Annotated in this window: 14 protein-coding genes; 11 read left to right on the plus strand and 3 right to left on the minus strand. The window is 65.6% G+C overall.

Annotation, left to right across the window (positions count from 1 at the left end; genetic code table 11):
* Positions 1–63 precede the first annotated feature (63 nt).
* From O3297_RS23100 to O3297_RS23120, 5 genes are all read left to right on the plus strand, one after another.
* The gene (locus tag O3297_RS23100) at positions 64–1,611 is read left to right on the plus strand and encodes a C13 family peptidase (RefSeq protein ID WP_191909575.1); all 1,548 of its coding nucleotides are present in this window, start codon (positions 64–66) and stop codon (positions 1,609–1,611) included.
* A 42-nt stretch (positions 1,612–1,653) separates the two neighbouring features.
* The gene (czcI, locus tag O3297_RS23105) at positions 1,654–2,028 is read left to right on the plus strand and encodes a cation efflux protein, CzcI family (RefSeq protein ID WP_034784321.1); all 375 of its coding nucleotides are present in this window, start codon (positions 1,654–1,656) and stop codon (positions 2,026–2,028) included.
* A gap of 91 nt (positions 2,029–2,119) precedes the next feature.
* Positions 2,120–3,358, plus strand: a complete 1,239-nt coding sequence (locus O3297_RS23110; protein WP_143451094.1) for a TolC family protein — start codon at positions 2,120–2,122, stop codon at positions 3,356–3,358.
* Between the two features lie 13 nt (positions 3,359–3,371).
* Entirely contained in the window at positions 3,372–4,595 is a 1,224-nt protein-coding gene (locus tag O3297_RS23115; RefSeq protein ID WP_151092401.1) for an efflux RND transporter periplasmic adaptor subunit, read from the plus strand.
* Between the two features lie 25 nt (positions 4,596–4,620).
* Positions 4,621–7,761 (plus strand): efflux RND transporter permease subunit, encoded by a 3,141-nt coding sequence (locus O3297_RS23120; RefSeq protein WP_305050312.1) that lies wholly within the window; start codon positions 4,621–4,623, stop codon positions 7,759–7,761.
* Positions 7,762–7,850: 89 nt separating this feature from the next.
* On the opposite strand, the gene O3297_RS23125 is transcribed toward O3297_RS23120, so the two are convergent.
* Complete coding sequence (locus tag O3297_RS23125; RefSeq protein ID WP_034784327.1) at positions 7,851–8,360, minus strand: hypothetical protein; 510 nt, start codon at positions 8,358–8,360, stop codon at positions 7,851–7,853.
* 359 nt (positions 8,361–8,719) lie between these two features.
* Here O3297_RS23125 and O3297_RS23130 point away from each other — a divergent pair, with 359 nt between their 5' ends.
* Positions 8,720–9,358 (plus strand): PEP-CTERM sorting domain-containing protein, encoded by a 639-nt coding sequence (locus O3297_RS23130; protein ID WP_151092397.1) that lies wholly within the window; start codon positions 8,720–8,722, stop codon positions 9,356–9,358.
* 84 nt (positions 9,359–9,442) lie between these two features.
* Here O3297_RS23130 and O3297_RS23135 read toward each other — a convergent pair whose 3' ends face one another.
* A complete protein-coding gene (locus O3297_RS23135) occupies positions 9,443–9,679 on the minus strand; it encodes a hypothetical protein (RefSeq protein WP_151092395.1) in 237 nt (78 codons plus the stop codon).
* A gap of 212 nt (positions 9,680–9,891) precedes the next feature.
* Between O3297_RS23135 and O3297_RS23140 the strand changes: the two genes are divergently transcribed.
* Positions 9,892–10,266, plus strand: a complete 375-nt coding sequence (locus O3297_RS23140; RefSeq protein ID WP_052140298.1) for a hypothetical protein — start codon at positions 9,892–9,894, stop codon at positions 10,264–10,266.
* Here O3297_RS23140 and O3297_RS23145 read toward each other — a convergent pair whose 3' ends face one another.
* Positions 10,267–13,266 carry a CHASE domain-containing protein gene (locus tag O3297_RS23145; RefSeq protein WP_305050313.1) on the minus strand — a complete coding sequence of 1,000 codons (3,000 nt, stop codon included), beginning with the start codon at positions 13,264–13,266 and terminating at the stop codon, positions 10,267–10,269. It abuts the gene before it with no gap.
* 301 nt (positions 13,267–13,567) lie between these two features.
* Here O3297_RS23145 and O3297_RS23150 point away from each other — a divergent pair, with 301 nt between their 5' ends.
* The 4 genes from O3297_RS23150 (at position 13,568) to O3297_RS23165 (ending at position 18,315) form a co-directional block, all read left to right on the plus strand.
* Positions 13,568–14,446 (plus strand): helix-turn-helix transcriptional regulator, encoded by an 879-nt coding sequence (locus O3297_RS23150; protein WP_083300060.1) that lies wholly within the window; start codon positions 13,568–13,570, stop codon positions 14,444–14,446.
* A 113-nt stretch (positions 14,447–14,559) separates the two neighbouring features.
* A complete protein-coding gene (locus O3297_RS23155; RefSeq protein ID WP_305050317.1) occupies positions 14,560–16,674 on the plus strand; it encodes a TonB-dependent siderophore receptor in 2,115 nt (704 codons plus the stop codon).
* Between the two features lie 7 nt (positions 16,675–16,681).
* Positions 16,682–17,080 (plus strand): cupin domain-containing protein, encoded by a 399-nt coding sequence (locus tag O3297_RS23160; RefSeq protein ID WP_305050318.1) that lies wholly within the window; start codon positions 16,682–16,684, stop codon positions 17,078–17,080.
* Entirely contained in the window at positions 17,077–18,315 is a 1,239-nt protein-coding gene (locus O3297_RS23165) for a RhtX/FptX family siderophore transporter (protein ID WP_305050319.1), read from the plus strand. The genes O3297_RS23160 and O3297_RS23165 overlap by 4 nt, the downstream gene beginning before the upstream one ends.
* Positions 18,316–18,346 lie beyond the last annotated feature (31 nt).

The raw sequence follows: 18,346 nt of genomic DNA on the forward strand, positions 1-18,346 counted from the left end.
GCATTTGCCACGATGGCAATACAGTGGCAGACTAGGCCCCTTCCTACAGACCAGACCGTCCTCATGACTGCCACGCTACGCGCCTCGCTTCGCCCCTACACCCTCGCCGGCCTGCTGGCCTTTGCCGCGCTGGGCATGCCGCCGCTGTGCGCCGCGCCAGCCAAGGCGCCGGCGGCGGAAACGGCCGATGGCGGACGCTATTTCGGCCCCCTCGTCGCGGGCAAGATGCATGGCCAGGGCCGGCTCGAATACGCGAGCGGCGCGTTTTACGAAGGGGGCTTCGCGCGCGGCGTGTTTTCCGGCCAGGGCAAGCTGCGCCAGGCTTCCGGCGTCGAATACACGGGCGCCTTCCGCCAGGGTGCCTTCGACGGCATCGGCCGCTACACCTCGCCCAAGGGCGAGATTTATGCGGGCAGCTTCGTCAAGGGCAGCTTCGAGGGACAAGGCCGCTTCCAGGGCGCCGATGGCGCCACCTTTGAAGGCCATTTCAAGCACTGGCGACCGCATGGCGCCGGCAAGCTGACCGACACGGACGGCACCGTCTTCGAAGGCGAATTCGTCCAGGGCCAGGTGCAGGGCAAGGCCAGGGTCACCACCAGCGACGGCATCCATTACGAAGGCGAATTGAAAGACTGGAAATTCGAAGGCGAAGGCGTGCTGCGCACGGCCGAGGGCGACGAATACCGGGGCAGCTTCAAGAATGGCCAGTTCGACGGCAAGGGCGTGCTGCGCTATGCAGTGGCGCAGGCGGATGGACGGCGCGAAGACAGCGGCAACTGGACGGAAGGCCAGCTGGACGATCCGGCCCTGGACAAGCTCACGCGCGACAATATCGAGCTGGCCTTGTACGGCCAGCAATCCTTGCTGGATCGCAGCCTGGCCCGTGTACTGCCGCGCGATGCGGCGAAAAAGATCAATCTGTACCTGCTGGGCGTGGCCGGCGACGGCGCGCAGGAAGTGTTTCACCGCGAAACGGCCTTCGTGCAGCGCCAGTTCGACCGCGATTACGGCACCGTAGGCCGCTCCTTGATGCTCGTCAACAGCCGCAACACGGTGGCGCAGCAGCCGATGGCCACGCGCACCAGCATCGCCGCCAGCCTCGATGCCCTGGGGGCGAAGATGGACAAGAATAACGATATCCTGTTCCTGTTCCTCACCAGCCACGGCTCGCCCGAGCACGAGCTGGCGCTGGCGCAAAACGGCATGGACCTGCACAGCCTGCCCGCGCAAGAGCTGGCATCCATGCTCAAACACAGCGGCATCCGCTGGAAGGTCATCGTGATCTCGGCCTGCTATGCGGGCGGCTTCATTGCGCCACTAAAGGATGACAACACCCTCATCATCACGGCCGCGCGCAGCGACCGCACCTCGTTCGGCTGCGATGACCAGAACGATTTTACCTACTTCAGCGAAGCATATTTCAAGGAAGCGCTGCCCAGGAGCGCCGGCTTTGCCGAAGCCTTCGACAAGGCCAAGGTGCTGGTGCAGGCCCGTGAAGAAGCCGATTTCCGCGAAGGCGGCATGGAGACGGAAGAGCATTCCGAGCCGCAGCTGTTCCAGGGCAAGGCCATCGCCGCGCAGCTGAAGGCGTGGCGTGCCCAGGCACGCTGACATGGGCACGGCCGCCCGCCTTTCTGTACAATAGTCGTCACCATGCGCCGATTCTTCCTCATTTTGCTGCTGTTCGTGCTTCCGCTCCAGATGTCCTGGGCTGCGGCGAGCGCGTATTGCCTGCACGAGGAAGGCAAGGCGGCGCAGCACCTGGGCCACCACAGCCACCAGCACAAGGCAGAGGCCGATGCGGACAAGCAGCCCTTTGGCGACAAAAAAGTGGCGGACCAGCAGAAAAAAGGCCAGCCGCACAGCGACTGCAACGTCTGCCACGGCATCGGCCATGCATGGCTGCCGGCCGGCTCCAGCCTGCCCATCGGCGACACGGCTTCCGTGAATGCGGACACTTCCCCCTTCTTTTACGCTTCCCACATCCCGGACGCTCCCAAGCGCCCTGACTGGTCGTCGGCCACCTAGGCCGACGGGACGTTTCAATCACTTTTCGCAGTAAGCCAGGCGCCAGCCTGCGCGTCCCGTCGAATTCTTTTCCATGCTTTTGGAGAATTCGATGTACCGATCCATCTATCTGTTATTACTCTCCGCCAGCCTGTTGGCTGGCAACTTTGTCCATGCGCAAGCTCCACAGGAGCCTGCCGGCCCCCTGACCTTGCCTGCCGCGCTGCTGCTCGCCGAGGGCGGCAACGCCACTTTGTCCGCTGCCCGCCATGAACTGGCGGCGCAAGGGGGCGCCCTGCAACAGGCGCGCGCCCTGCCCAATCCGGAACTGCAAACCGTGCTGGAAGACACGCGGCGCGCCTCGCGCAGCACCACCGTGCAGCTCAACCAGCTCATCGAACTGGGCGGCAAGCGGGGGGCGCGCGCCGCCGTCGCCCAGCGTGGCGAAGACCTGGCGCAAGCGGGCCTGTCGCTGCAGCAGGCGGAAACCCGCGCCGCCGTGACTTCCGCCTTTGTCGACGTGCTGGCGGCGCAGGAAGGCTTGCGCCTGGCCGACAGCGCGCAGGCGCTGGCCGCGCGCGCCAGCGACATCACGGCGCGCCGGGTCACGGCAGGCAAGGCTTCGCCCGTCGAGGAAACCCGCGCCAGGGTCGCCGAAGCGAGCGTGCGGCTGGAGCTGAACCTGGCCCGCAGCACCCTGGCCAGCGCCCGCAAGCGCCTGGCCTCCCTGTGGGGCAACGCCACGCCACGTTTTACCCTCGCGGAGGGACGCCTGGAAACCGTGCCCGAGCTGCCCCCGGCCAGCGAACTGGCGGCGCGCCTGGCCCAGGCCCCGGCCGTGCGCCAGGCGCAAAGCGCGCTGGCCCAGCGGCAAGCGATGCTGGACGTGGAACAGCGGCGCGCCACGCCCGACGTTACGGTCAGTATCGGCATGAAGCGTTCGGAAGAGCTGGGCCGCAACCAGGCCATCATCGGCCTGGCCTTGCCGCTGCCCCTGTTCGACCGCAATGCCGGCAACAAGCTCGACGCACTGCGGCGCAGCGACAAGGCCAGCGACGAGCTGGCCGCCGCCCGCATCGCCGTGCAAACGGACGTGGCCGCCGCCACCGAACGCCTGGCCACGGCCCGGCTCGACGTGGAAAGCTTGCGCCAGGACATCTTGCCTGGCGCCCAGAGCGCCTACGACGCGGCCAGCAAGGGCTTCGAGTTCGGCAAGTTCGCCTTCCTCGACGTGCTCGATGCCCAGCGCACCTTGCTGCAAGCCAAAAACCAATACCTGCGCGCGCTGACGGAAGCGCAGCACGCCGCCGCCGACATCGAGCGCCTGCTGGGCACACCAGCTCCCCTGTAAGGAATCCCCGACCATGAATATCACACTGAACAAAAAGCAGGCGATCGCCATCGTCTCCATCGCCGCCGCCGGCATCGTGCTGGCAATCCTCATCCTCGGCACGGGCAAGTCCAGCGCCCCGGCAGTCCCGGCCGCCAAGGCGGAAGCACATGTGGAAAAGAAAGACGAACACGGCCACGAAGAAGTGGAAGGCAAGCTGGAATTGACGGCTGCGCAAAGCAAGGCAGCCGGCGTCGTCATCGCCACGGCCGCGCCTGGCCGCATCAAGACGACGGTCGCCCTGCCCGGTGAAATCCGTTTCAATGAAGACCGCACGGCCCACGTCGTGCCGCGCCTGGCTGGCGTGGTGGAAGCCGTGCACGCGGACCTGGGCCAGCTGGTGAAAAAGGGACAAGTGCTGGCCGTCATCGCCAGCACGGAACTGTCGGAACAACGCAGCGCGCTGCTGTCGGCGCAGCGACGGCTGTCGCTGGCCCGTTCCACCTATGAGCGCGAAGAAAAGCTGTGGCGCGAAAAAATCTCGGCCGAACAGGATTACCTGCAGGCGCAGCAAGCGTGGCGCGAGGCGGAAATCGCCGTGCAGAACGCGCAGCAAAAGCTCAGCGCGCTGGGCGCCAGTGGTTCCGGGACCGGGACCGGGACCAGCAAGGGGCCGCTGAACCGCTACGACATCCGCGCGCCGTTCGACGGCATGGTGCTGGAAAAACACATCACGCTGGGCGAAGCCGTCAAGGAAGACGCGAACATCTTCGTCATTTCCGACCTGTCGACCGTGTGGGCGGAAATCGCCGTGCCGGCGAAAGACCTGGCCACCGTGCGCATGGGAGGCAAGGCGGAAGTGAAAGCGTCCGCCTTCGATGCCAGCGCGCAAGGCACGATCACCTATGTGGGCGCGCTGCTGGGCGAGCAGACGCGCACGGCCAAGGCACGCATCAGCTTGCTGAATCCCGACATGGCCTGGCGCCCGGGCCTCTTCGTCACGGTGGAAGTGGTCTCCGGCGAAGCGGACGCGCCTGTCACCGTGCACAGCACGGCGATCCAGACGGTGGAAGACAAGCCCGTCGTCTTCGTGCAGGTGAAAGATGGCTACCAGGCCACGCCCGTGGTGCTGGGCCGCAGCGATGGCACCTTGACGCACATCAAGCAGGGGCTTGCCGCCGGCACGCCGTACGCGGCGCAAGGCAGTTTTGTCCTGAAGTCCGAGCTGGGCAAGGACTCCGCCGGTCACGAACACTGATCACGTCAAGGCTAAGGAAACCATCATGTTTGAACGCTTGATCCGCTTCGCCATCGACCAGCGCTGGCTGGTGATGCTGGCCGTGGCCGCCATGGCTGGCCTGGGCATCTACAGCTATCAAAAGCTGCCCATCGACGCCGTGCCCGACATCACCAATGTGCAGGTGCAAATCAATACCCAGTCCGCCGGCTATTCGCCGCTGGAAACCGAGCAGCGCGTGACGTTCCCCATCGAGACGGCCATGGCCGGCTTGCCGAACCTGGAACAGACGCGTTCGCTGTCACGCTATGGCCTGTCGCAGGTCACCGTGATCTTCAAGGATGGCACGGACATCTATTTTGCGCGCCAGATGATCAACGAGCGCTTGCAGGAGGCGAAGGAAAGTCTGCCGGCCGGCATCACGCCGAAGATGGGCCCCGTCTCCACGGGCCTCGGCGAAATCTACCTGTGGACGGTGGAAACGCAGGACGGCGCGAAAAAGCCCGATGGCACGCCTTACACGCCGACGGACTTGCGCGAAATCCAGGACTGGATCATCAAGCCGCAGTTGCGCAATGTCACGGGTGTCACGGAAATCAATGCCATCGGCGGTTACGCCAAGCAATACCAGGTGGCGCCGTATCCGGAAAAACTGGCCGCCTACGGCATCAGCCTGCAAGACGTGGTGACGGCGCTCGAGCGCAACAACAGCAACGTGGGCGCCGGCTACATCGAAAGGCAGGGCGAGCAGTTGCTGATACGCGCGCCGGGCCAGGTGGCATCAAAAAGCGACCTTGCCAACATCGTCGTCGCCAATGTGCAGGGCGTGGCGATCCGCATCCGCGACGTGGCCGACGTGGTGCTGGGGCGCGAGCTGCGCACGGGCGCGGCCACGGAAAACGGCCGCGAAGTGGTGCTCGGCACGGTCTTCATGCTGATCGGCCAGAACAGCCGCGCCGTCTCGCAAGCCGTCGACAAGAAGATGCTGGAGATCAACCGCAGCCTGCCGAAAGGCGTGCACGCCGTCACCGTGTATGACCGCACGGTGCTCGTCGACAAAGCCATCAATACGGTGAAGAAAAACCTGCTCGAAGGCGCCGTGCTGGTGATCGCCATCCTGTTCCTGTTCCTCGGCAATATCCGCGCGGCAATCATCACGGCCATGGTGATTCCGCTGGCCATGCTGTTCACGTTTACGGGCATGGTGCAATACCATGTGAGCGCCAATCTGATGAGCCTGGGCGCGCTGGACTTCGGCATCATCATCGATGGCGCCGTGGTGATCGTGGAAAACTGCGTGCGCCGCCTGGCCCATGCGCAGCAGAAACTGGGACGGCCCTTGACCTTGCAGGAACGTTTTCACGAAGTGTTTGCGGCATCGCAGGAGGCGCGCCGCCCCCTGCTGTATGGCCAGCTGATTATCATGGTCGTGTACCTGCCCATCTTTGCCCTGACGGGCGTGGAAGGCCGCATGTTTACGCCGATGGCCCTGACGGTCGTCATCGCCCTGCTGGGCGCCATGCTGCTGTCGATCACCTTCATCCCGGCCGCCGTGGCGCTGTTTATCGGCGACAAGGTGGCGGAAAAGGAAAACGCCATCATGCGCGCGGCCAAGCGCTGGTATGCGCCGCTGCTGGACAAGGTGATGCGCAACACGCCTGTCGTGCTGACGGGCGCGGCCGTGGCCGTAGTGCTGTCGGGCTTGCTGGCCACGCGCATGGGCAGCGAATTCGTGCCCAGCCTGAACGAGGGCGACATCGCCATCCAGGCCCTGCGCATCCCCGGCACCAGCTTGACGCAATCGCTGGCCATGCAGCAGCAGCTGGAACGCAAGCTGATGGCAAACCACAAGGAAATCGCGCGCGTGTTCGCCCGCACGGGTACAGCCGAGATCGCGTCCGACCCCATGCCGCCGAATATTTCCGACGGCTACATCATGCTCAAGCCCCGCGACCAGTGGCCGCAACCCGGGAAATCGCGCGAGCAATTGCTGGCGGAAATCGAAGCGACGGCCACCAGCTTGCCGGGCAACAACTACGAGTTTTCGCAGCCGATCCAGCTGCGCTTCAATGAACTGATTTCCGGCGTGCGCAGCGACGTGGCCGTCAAACTGTTCGGCGACGACATGGCCGTGCTCGACGGCACGGCGGCGAAGATCGCCGGCGTGCTTGGGAAGATTCCGGGCGCCACGGAAGTGAAGGTCGAGCAGACGACGGGGCTGCCCATGCTGACGGTGCAGATCGACCGCGAGCAGACTGCCCGCTACGGCCTCAACATTGCCGACGTGCAGGCGGCAATTGCCACGGCCATCGGCGGGCAGGAAGCGGGCACCCTGTTCCAGGGCGACCGCCGCTTCGACATCGTCGTGCGCCTGCCCGACAGCCTGCGCAGCGACCTGGAGCAACTCAAACGCCTACCCATCGCCCTGCCCCTGGGCGCGGCGGCGGAAGGCCGCGCCCGCTTCATCCCGCTGGGCGAAGTGGCCAGCCTGCAAGTGGCGCCGGGGCCGAACCAGATCAGCCGCGAAGACGGCAAGCGCCGCATCGTCATCAGCGCCAACGTGCGCGGCCGCGACATCGGCTCGTTCGTGGCCGACGCCACGCAGCAGCTGCAAGCGCAGGTAGCCATTCCCCCCGGCTACTGGACCAGCTGGGGCGGCCAGTTCGAGCAATTGCAGTCGGCCACGAAACGCCTGGAGCTGGTGGTGCCGGTGGCGCTGGCCCTCGTCTTCGTCTTGCTGTTTGCCATGTTCGGCAACGTGAAGGATGGCTTATTGGTGTTCAGCGGCATCCCGTTCGCCTTGACGGGCGGCATCGTCGCCCTGTGGCTGCGCGACATTCCCATGTCGATCTCGGCCGCAGTCGGCTTCATCGCCCTGTCCGGCGTGGCCGTGCTGAACGGCCTCGTGATGATCGCCTATATCCGCCAGCTGCGCGAACAGGGCATGCCCTTGCAGGAGGCGATACGTGTAGGGGCGATCACGCGCTTGCGGCCCGTGCTGATGACGGCGCTGGTGGCGTCGCTGGGTTTCGTGCCGATGGCTATCGCCACGGGCACGGGCGCTGAAGTGCAGCGTCCGCTGGCCACCGTGGTGATCGGCGGCATTTTATCTTCGACGGCATTGACCCTGCTGGTGCTGCCGCTGCTGTACCGGCTGGCGTATGCCGCAAGAGGTAGGTCGGATTAGGTCCGGAGGAGCGTAATCCGACATCACCATTGGCGCTAACAATATGTCGGATTACGCGTGGCCTTGCCCCGCTAATCCGACCTACCTGATCATGGCCGGCGGTAGCCGCCTTCGATCCAGTTCGCCGCTGATGTGGCGTTGAACTTGAAGGCGGCCGAGGTGCGCACCTTGGCGATCTGCTCGCCGTCGGCGTCGTAGGCGCTCAGTTCCGCATACGGGTGCTCTTCGTCGGGCACGATGTCGAACATCACCTTGACTTGCCCCTCGTCGGTGGCGACAAACAGGTTCTTGTGCAATTGGGCATGCAGCTGCTGCTCATGGCGGCGCAGCACTTCCGAAGCCGTCTTGACCAGCGTGTTGAACGCGTTGACGTCGAGCGGCTTCGGATTTTTCTTGTCGCGCCCCATGGTCCACGGGCCCACCAGGGCCGGCTCCGGTTCGCCATCCTTGATCATGGCCACGGCCCAGCCCTCATCTTCCTCGTTCTTGATCACGCGCGCCGTCCAGCCATTGCCTACCCACAGGCGCGGCTCCTGGATCGGGGCGTCATTGTCTTGCTCGGCTGCTTCGTCGGAAAAGTCGGGAAAATCGGTACTCATGGCGGTGCTCGTGATGGAAGGTCGGGGCTAGCATGATAGTCGAAAACGCCCACCCGTGCCGCCTTGCCGCAAGGTAAGGCGCGGCCCGCCATAGTCGATCCCGGCAAGAAGACAAGCTATCAATGTAGTAGCTTTATTCTAGTAATCGAGCTTTGATATTTCTCAAGTAAACCTATTATTATTTTGCAATCTGAATTGTGTTTTTTGTATTTAAATATTGCATGTAGTAATGCTTGGCTCCAAGAAATTCTTTTCTCACGCGACGTCCCTCGTCCCCGCACGCCGCATTGCCCCGCCACGCCAGGCATCTCTATCGTCCATTACCGCTGCATATAACTATACTCATCAGAGGGACTCACATGAAAATCTTGACTACGCTGGCCTTGGCCACGCTAACGGTCGCCGCAGGTACCGCAAGCGCCGTCCCCACCTTCACTGCCGGCGGCACGGCACTGGCAGGGGAAGGCCTTGTCACCTCGGTCGCAGGCGCCACGACGATCAACTTCAACGATGGCTTACTACCAAGCAACTACACGGGCGCCGTGTTTACCAGCAACCACCCCAGCTATGCCGCGCAACCGCCGAATGACTTGACGGCCTTCTATTCCGTCGGCGTCTCGGATGGCCAGATCACGCCAGGCACGGCCACCTTCAGTGGCGGACTCAGCTATTTTGGTTTTTACATGGGATCGCCCGACACGTACAACAGCATCGTCTTCACCATGGGCGACAGCAGCACAGTCGTCCTGACCGGTTCGCAAATGGCCGCCCTGGGCGGCGTCAGCCCGAATGGCGACCAGTCCGTCGGCCTGTATATCAACGCCTGGGCCGGCCAAGGGGCGAGCTTCACCTCGGTCGCCTTCCATTCGCCAAACACGAACGCGTTTGAAAGCGACAACCACGCCTACATCGCCGCCGTGCCGGAACCGGGAACATACGCCATGCTGCTGGCCGGTCTGGGCCTGCTGGGTTTCATGCTGCGCCGCAAAGCGTCATAACACGGCCATGCGCAAGCCAAAGCCCGCGATGCGGGCTTTTTTCACAACCAGCCATCGCATGGACGGCAACGCCTTATAGCCGCCTCAACACATGGACATGGCAGGCCGGCTGGGCCAGGTCAGCGGAGGACCGGGCGGTACCCAGCGCGGGTCGATGGCCGGCAGCGGTGCATGGTAGTTGAATGGGGTGATGATGATCGGCGGTATCGCCGATGGCGCGCCGACGGGCTCGGCGCAGGACTGCGTGGCGCTACGCTGGCGCGTGATTCGATGGTCAGGGGGGGATAGCGATTGATCCCCGGTATCTGCAAACAAAAGCATGTTGCCCTCCTTGCGAGACTGAGGTATTCAGTATAGGACGGCTTGCGCACATTACAAGAAAAGAAATCTTGTTCCAGATCAGCGTTTTTCGCCCCGCCAGCGCCTTCCATACCGTGAAAATGACGGCCTGTCGCACGCCGCTGGCGGCAAGCCGGGCGCGCCCCTACAGTGTGATCATGCAACACCCCATCACCCACACACCGAGGCTCACCATGAAAAAATTGCTCACCTTCGTCCTCATCGTCATGCTCGCCTGCCTGTTCCTCGACAAGATCGGCGGCAGCGACATGCACATGCAGTTCAACGGCGACGATGTCGACGGTCCGCTGGAATGGCTGTTCGGCCTGGTGTTTGCCGGCGGCGGCTTGCTGATCGCCGCCATTGCGGTGGTGTGCGCCGCCGTCATCACCGGCGTCGTCCTGGCCGGCGTGGGCGTGGTGCTGATCGCGGTGGTGGCGCTCTGCGTGGTACTGGCGCTGGCATTGAGCACGCCCGTACTGCTGCCGCTGCTCATTCCCGTCGCCATCGTCTGGCTGATCGTCAGCCGCAACCGCAAGCAGGCGCAAGCGCGTCAGCACAGCCTGTAATCATTGCGCCATGAACTTGCTGAGCACGCCGTCGCTGCCGCCGTCATTCTGCTCGATGCGGTTGCGCCCGCCCCGCTTGGCCCGGTACAGCGCCTCGTCGGCGCGCGCCAGCACGGCGTCGCAATCGGCATCGGTGCCGGCCATGGCGGCCATGCCGATGCTCACCGTGACGGTGATCACGATGCCGCCATCGATGGTCAGCGAACTTTCCGCCACGCGCCGGCGCAGCCGTTCGGCAAACACGGCCGCTGCCGACAGGTCGGTGCCCGGCAGCAGGATGGCGAATTCTTCGCCGCCCACGCGGCCCGGCACGTCGACCTTGCGCAGCGCCTGGCACATCAGCGCGCCCAGGTGGCGCAGCACGGCATCGCCCACGGCGTGGCCATACTCGTCGTTGACGCGCTTGAAGTGATCGATGTCGAGCATCAGCACGCTGGCGCAGCTGGCCAGCTCACGCTGCAAGCGGGCATGCTCGTTTTCCAGTGACGCCATGAAGTGGCGCCGGTTCGGCAAACCGGTCAGGAAATCCGTGGTAGCCAGTTGCAGCAGTTCCGCGTTCATGCGCTTGCGCTCGGTGATATCGAGCGAGGACACCATGACGAAATCGAGGCTGTCCGCATGGCCGGGCATCACCAGCAAGCTCAATTCATTTTGCCGCGCCGCGCCATCGAGACGCACGAAGCTGCTCTCGCACTCGTACAGGTGGGCGCCGCCAGCCAGCGCCAGCAGCGCGTCGCCGAAACGGGGCAAGGCGCTGTCGTCGAAATTCTGCGCCAGGCCCAGCGCGCCGCGGCGCTGATCGTCCTCGTTGGCGCGCACCTGCGCCAGCGCGGCGCCATTCGCATCGATGATGCGCACCAGCCCCGCCAGTTGCCGCAGCGCGTCCGGATTGGCCTGGAAGTGGGCGCCCAGGTCGCGCACGCCCGCTTGTTCGAAGGCATCGAGCGCGGCGCGCACGGCCGACCAGTCCTGTTCCCAGAGGGCCACGGGCGCATGGTCGTACAGGCTGCGGAAACGCGCTTCGCCGGCGCGCAGAGCCAGCGCCACTTGCGCCTGTTCGATGGCCATGCCGGCCAGGTGCGCCGCCTCGCTCAGCCGCGCCAGATGCGCCGCGCCCGGCAGCGTCGGCTGGCGGTGATACGCCATCAGCACACCGAGCAGCTTGCCCGAGCCCCCACGCACGGGCTCGGCCCAGCACGATTGCAGCTGGGCCCGCCACGCCAGTTCCATCGTTTCCTGCGCATCGGCATGCAGGTCGCCGACGATCACGCGCTGGCCGTCGCGCACGGCTTGCGCGGCGATGCCATGCACGCCCTGCAGGGTATCGAGGTCATGGCCATGGCTGGCCAGGTTGAAAAACGCAGGCAAGCTCGGCGCCGCGCCCAGCACCAGGCGGTGGCGGCTTTCATCGAGCAGCAAGATGCTGCACAGCATGGCGGGATGGTCCGCTTGCACGCTCAGCACCACGCTTTCCAGCACCCGTTCCAGCGGCGCGCCCGTGGCCAGCATTTCCAGCACTTGCCGCCGCGTATGTTCGCGCCGTTCCATCTGGCTGCGCTCGCTGATATCGCGGAAGGTCCACAGGCGCGCCTGTTCATTGCCTAGTTGCATGCTGCGCACATATTGCTCGACCACCCGTCCATCGCGCAGGTGCAGCACGTCGCGCCGCTCGCGGTGGCCATGCGGCGCGTGGGCGCGTGCCCCGAGGAACGGCGCCGCCTGCTCCAGCTGGCTTTCCACATGGCGCACCAGCGCCGCGCCATCGGCTTGCCAGTCGAGCGCGTCGGGCACTTGCCACAGGTCGCGGAAGCGCCGGTTCGACGTGAAGATGCGGCCATCGGTATTGTCGACCAGAATGCCGTCGATGGTCGAATCGAGGATGCTGCGCAGCATGGCCTGGCTGCGCTGCGCCGCCTCGGCCATGGCCAGCACGCTCGCCTGCCCCTGCTCCAGCTGGCCGGTCAGTTCGCTCGAGCGCGCCAGCGCCGCCTGGGCGCGGGCGCGGCCCGCCGCCAGCAGCCAGGTGGCCAGCGCCAGCCCGATGCTGGCCAGCAAGCCGGTCCAGGCCACCAGGCGGGGCCGCGCCAGCAGTTCGCCATCAAAGCCCGGCATGGCGCGCATGCGCAAGGTCCAGGCATGGCCGGCGATGGTGATCGCCTGCTGCGACACCAGGCTGTCCGAGGCGACAGACGACAAGGCGCCCGGCAAGCTGTCATACATCAGGGCCGCCTCGGCCAGTTGCGCGCCATCATAGATTTCCAGATCCAGCTGGCGCGCGCCCTCGCCGCCCACGCCCGCCATCAGATCACCCATGCGGAACGGCGCAAACACCCAGGCGCGCAAGGCGGCGCGCCGCTGCTCCACGCTGGCGTGCGGCAAGCCATTGTCATACACGGGCAATACGACCAGGAAGCCATGCGCCCGGGCGCTGCCGCCATCCTGCACCAGGTGGATCTTGCCCGTCATGGCGGCTTGCCCCGTGTCGCGCGCCTGCTCCAGCGCGGCCCGGCGCACGGATTCGGACCCGATGTCATAGCCGAAGGCCAGCAGGTTACTCTCGCTCAAAGGTTCCAGATAAGTGATGGGCGCATGCCAATCGCGCTGGCCGTGCGGACGCACGGCATAGCCGGGATAGCCGTCAGCACGCACGCTGGCCTCATGCCGTGCCAGGGCGGCGCCGGACAGCAGCGGCAGGTAGCCGATGCCGTGAATACCGGGAAAGTGGCGGTCCACTTGCTGCACCGCCAGATAGGCGTGGAATTCGCGGCGCGTGACTTCCTGCGAACTGGCATACAGGCCCTGCACCCCGTGCAGCACCTGGATGTAGGTCTGCATGCGGCCGACGATGTTGCCCACCAGTTCGCGCACGCGGAAATCGAAATCGGCCTGCACCTGCTGTTCGCTGGCGTCGTCGGCATTGCGCCAGGCGCCATACGTCAATCCCAGGCACAGCGCCAGCACCAGCGCGGCCAACGCGCGCGGTCCCAGCCAGTGCGACACTGAACGAGCAAACCACGACGTAGACGCGCGTGTAGACATGGCAGGCGAAAAAGCAGGACGGACATCAAACCGCTACACGGCCAGCAACATGGCTGGCGGCGGGCCGCACGACTACCATCGGTAGTCGATGAGAATGATAGTACGTTACAGCGGGCGCCCTTGCAATGCTGAATATTGTATTAAAAAGACCACGAATTGCGAAGCTGCAACTGAGTTTTCCCAGCACAAAGTCGACGCCATCGCAACTGATAATGATTCTCATTTATAATGATCATCCCGCTTTTCCTCCACACCCTCGACGATGCCCTCCCAGCCGCCTTCCTCCCATGACACTTCCTGGCAACTACCGCTGGCCACGCCAACGCTGGAACTCAGCGCGGGCACCCTGTCCTTTCCGGCGCCGGCGCACAGCATCGAACACAATGAGGCAGGACTGAAACTGGTGCTGGTCCTGGGCGGCCAGCTGGATTATCAACTGCAAAGCGGTGGCGCCGTGAGTGTCGAAGGCCCGGCCTTCCATATCAGCCTGAGCGACACGCCGTTTTCCGTCAGCCACCACTATGCGGCACGGCAACCGCTGCAGTACCTGAGCGTACGCATGCCGATGCAGGCCTTGCACGACACCTTCGGCGCCGAGCTGGGTTCGCTGGCGCGGCGCATCGCTCCGGCCGCGCGGCAGACCATGGCCACGGCGAACGGATATGCCGGCAAGGCCGTGCAGGCGCTGGGCCGGCAAATCATGCTGTGCCCGCTGGCCGGTCCGCTGCGTCAGCTGTATTTATCCGGCAAGGCACTGGAACTGACAGCCGCCGTGATGGACGGCCTGACCGGCACCGGCGCCGCGGCCGAGACGGCGCCCGGCACGCGCCAGCTGCGCTGCCTGCAGCAGGCGCGCGACATCTTGCTGCAGCGCCTGCACGCACCGCCCACCTTGCCGGAACTGGCGCGCCTGGCCGGCACCAACGCCAGCACCCTGAGCCAGGGCTTTCGCCAGCAGTTCGGCACCAGCGTCTTCGCCTACGTGCGCGAGCAGCGGCTGGAACTGGCGTACCGCATGCTGGCGGCCGGCAACATCAGCGTGGCCGACGCGGCGCATGCCTGCGGCTATACGGATTCGCATTTCAGCAAGGTGTTCCGGCAGCGCTACGGCGTTTCCCCCAGCGACCTGCGCTGCGCCTGACGCAATACGCGCAATCGCCAGGAAAACAGCGGCAATCCTTAACGCCCTGACGCCCTCGGTCCTTACCATATTGAGATTGATTCTCAATACGAAAGGTCTGGTTTTTCATGGCAATGTTTCCCCTCCCCCCACGCGGCGTGCGCTGGCCCCGGCATACCCTGCACGTCCTGGCCGCCCTCGGCTGCAGCCCCCTGGCGCAGGCGGCCGACGCGCCGGCACCCGAGGCCAGTCTGCCCGTCATCGCCGTCACGGCCACGCGCGAAGCGGGCGCCAGCATGGGCAAGACGGGCGCCTCGCTGAAGGACACGCCGCAGTCGCTGAGCATCATCAGCCAGGAACGCATGCAGGAACAAAACCTGCAGACGCTCGACGACGTGCTGCAGCAGGCGACGGGCACCACCGTGCAGCCGTTCCAGCTGCTGACCACGGCCTACTATGCGCGCGGCTTCAAGATCGATTCCTTCGAACAGGACGGCGTGCCCGTGCTGATGGGTCACATGGCCAGTCCGCAGCAAGACATGGCGATGCTGGAACGCGTGGAAATCCTGCGCGGCGCGAATGGCTTGCTGCATGGCAGCGGCAACCCTGCCGCCACCGTCAACCTGGTGGCCAAGCGGCCGCAAAAGAACTTCGCCGCGCAAGGTGCGCTGTCGGCCGGCAGCTGGGACCGGCGCCGTGGCGAAGCCGACATCGGCGGCCCCCTGAACGCCGCGGCCACGCTACGCGCGCGCGTCGTCGCCACGCACGAGGAACGGGGCTTTTTCTATGACGTGGCGCAGCAGAACAGCAGCAATCTGTATGGCGTCGCCGAACTGGACCTGACGCCGGGCAGCACGCTCAGCGTGGGTGTACAGAAACAGCGCATCCGTTCCATCACCAACATGGCAGGCGTGCCCCGCTATGCGGACGGCGGCGATATCGGCTTGCCCCGTTCCACCTATCTCGATGCGGCCTGGGACCAGTTCGACTGGGATACCCAGCGCGTCTTCGCCAGCCTGGAGCAGCATTTTGCCAATGGCTGGCAAGCCAAGGTGCAGGCCAATCACCTGTCCGGGGATTCCTTCCTGAAATACGCGGGCGCATATGGCGCCGCACGCCGCGACCAGCGCCCATCCTCGAGCGTGATGGGCGCCGCCTACCGCTTCGACAATGGCCAGAACAGTGTGGACGCCTACGCCAGCGGCCCTTTCCGCTTGGGCGGACGCCAGCATGAACTGTTGTTGGGCGCCAACGTCCAGCACACGTCCAGCGAGCAGTTCTCCGCCAGCTTCCTGCCGCCGCCGAAGGGCATCCATGACGTCTTCCACTGGAACCCCTACGCGCTGGCGGAACCGGCCACCAGCGCGTATGCCTCGCGCGGCCCGACCAAGGTCAGCCAGTGGGGCGCCTATGCCATGGGGCGCTTCCAGGTGAACGACGCGCTGACGGCCATCGCCGGCACGCGCCTGAGCCGCTGGAAACAGGAAACGCGCACGGCGCGCGTGGAACCGGATATCCAGCTGACACCGTATGGCGGCCTGGTCTACGCCATGTCGCCGCAATGGTCCGGCTATGGCAGCTACACGCAAGTGTTCCAGCCGCAAAGCCAGGCCACCGTCGACGGCAAGACGCTGGACCCGGTAACGGGCAACAACCTGGAAGCGGGGATCAAGGGCGCGCTGGCGAATGGCAAGCTCGACGTTTCCCTGGCCGTGTACCAGATCCGCCAGAACAAGCGGGCCCAGGAAGACCCGAATTTCCCTTGCGCGGGCAACGTCTGCTACTACATCGCCGGCGGCGAAGTGCAAAGCCGCGGCCTGGAAGCGGAAGCGAACGGCCAGCTGACGCCCGACCTGAACCTGTCGGCCGGCTACAGCTACAACACGACGCGCTACCTGAAGGATGCCGCATCGCAGGGCCAGCCGTTTGCCAGCTTCGCGCCCGCCCACATCCTGCGCGCGTGGGCCAACGCCACCCTGCCATGGGCCGGACGCCGTTTGAGCGCCGGGCTGGGCGTGCAGGCGCAAAGCCGCTACAGCGTCACCTCGGGCGGCGTGACACTGCGCCAGGGCGGCTATGCGCTGGCCAATGCCCGCCTGGGCTGGCGCATCGACCGCCACTTCACGGCCGCGCTCAATATCAACAACCTGTTCGACAAACACTATTACCAGAGCCTGTCCGGCACGGCCTGGAACAACCGCTATGGCGAGCCGCGCAGCGTGATGCTGTCCCTGCGCGCCCAGTACTGAGGCCCCCATGAACGACAACACCTTGACCATTTTCCCGCTCGATGGCCACCTGCTCGCGCTGCACCCCGATGCGCTGGCCCTGGCCATTCCCTACCATGCGCGCGGCAAGAGCCGCGCCGACTGGATCATCGGCGTCAAGCACGTCAGCGACGCCCAGTCCGTGCACGGCGACCATTGGGAGCGCCACCCGCGTGGCGACGAAACCCTGTGCCTGCTCGAAGGCAGCATCGAACTGGTGCTGCAAACGGACGATGGCGCGGAACGCCGCATCGTCTTGCAGGCGGGGCAAGCCTGCATCGTGCCGCGCGGCACCTGGCACCGGCTGCAGGTGGACGTCCCCGGACGCCTGCTGTTTATCACGCCCAGCATCGGCAGCGAACACCGCAAAGTGGGCGGTGCCGCATGAGGCCGGCACTGCGGCGGGCGCACCTGTGGCTGATGGTGGCGGCCCTGTACTTCACGCAAGGCGTGCCGCTGGGGCTGGCCATGGAAGCGCTACCGGCCATGCTGCGCCGCGACGGCGCACCACTCGACGCCCTGGCTTTTTTGCCGCTGGTGGGCTTGCCTTGGGTCCTGAAATTTCTCTGGGCGGCGCAAGTCGACAACCGCTGGAATGCCCGCCTGGGCCGGCGCCGCAGCTGGCTGCTTCCGATGCAGGCGCTGGCCACCGCCTGCCTGCTGGGCGCCGCCCTGCTGGGGCTGTCTGCGGCCACGGCGCCGCTGATCGTCGCCCTGGCCGCGCTCGGTTCGCTGGCCAGCGCCACGCAGGACATCGCCACCGACGGCCTGCTGGCCGAACGCTTCGAAGGCGCCGCGCTGGGCCGCGCCAACGCCTTGCAGGTGGGCGGCACCATGGTGGGCTTTTTCACGGGCGGCTCCGGCGTATTGATGCTGTCGGGCATGTTCGATCAACGCGTGGCGCTGCTGGCACTGGCGGTGATCGGTGCCACCAGCCTGGCGCTTGTCGTGCTGTGGCGCGAAACGCCGCTTGCGGCCACGCTGCCCGCATCGGTCCCGGTCCCGGTCCCGGCGCCACGCAAGGCCAGCTTGCGCGGCTTCATCCGCCGGCCCGGTGCGCCGGCGCTGCTGGGCATCGCCTTTTTGTCGTCCATGACAGCCGTGGCCGGCTATGGCCTGTCGAAGCTGCTGCTGGTCGACGCCGGCTGGCCGCTGGAAGACGTCGGCAAGGTGGGTATGGCCGGTGGCATGATCACCGTGCTGCTGGGCTGCGGCGGTGGCGCCTGGCTGATCGGCCGCCATGGCCCGCAGCGCATCTTCCTGCTGGGCATAGGCGCCTCGGCGGCCGCTGCCGGCCTGTGGCTGTGGCTGGCAGCGATGGCGGCGCCCCTGCCGTCCAGCCTGGTCTGGCTGGCGACGGCGCTGGGCTGCTTCGGCGCCGGCTGCGCCTCCGTGTCCATGCTGACCATGGCGATGCAGTTTGCCCGCCAGAGCGGCCAGGCGGGCACGGACATGACGGCCGTGCAAAGCATGCGCGACGGCGGTGAAATCCTCACCTCGTCCACCTTGACGGGCGTGGCGGCCACGGCCGGCTACGGCGGCAGTTTCACGCTCGGCATCGTCTGCGCCCTGCTGGCCATGCTGCTGGCGCGCCAGTTGGCGCAGCAACGCCAGCGGGCCTGAGCGCTCTGCTGTACAGTGCTGGCGATTGCAG

It is taken from the genome of Janthinobacterium sp. SUN128, assembly GCF_030587275.1.
GTDB classification, from domain to species: domain Bacteria; phylum Pseudomonadota; class Gammaproteobacteria; order Burkholderiales; family Burkholderiaceae_D; genus Janthinobacterium; species Janthinobacterium lividum.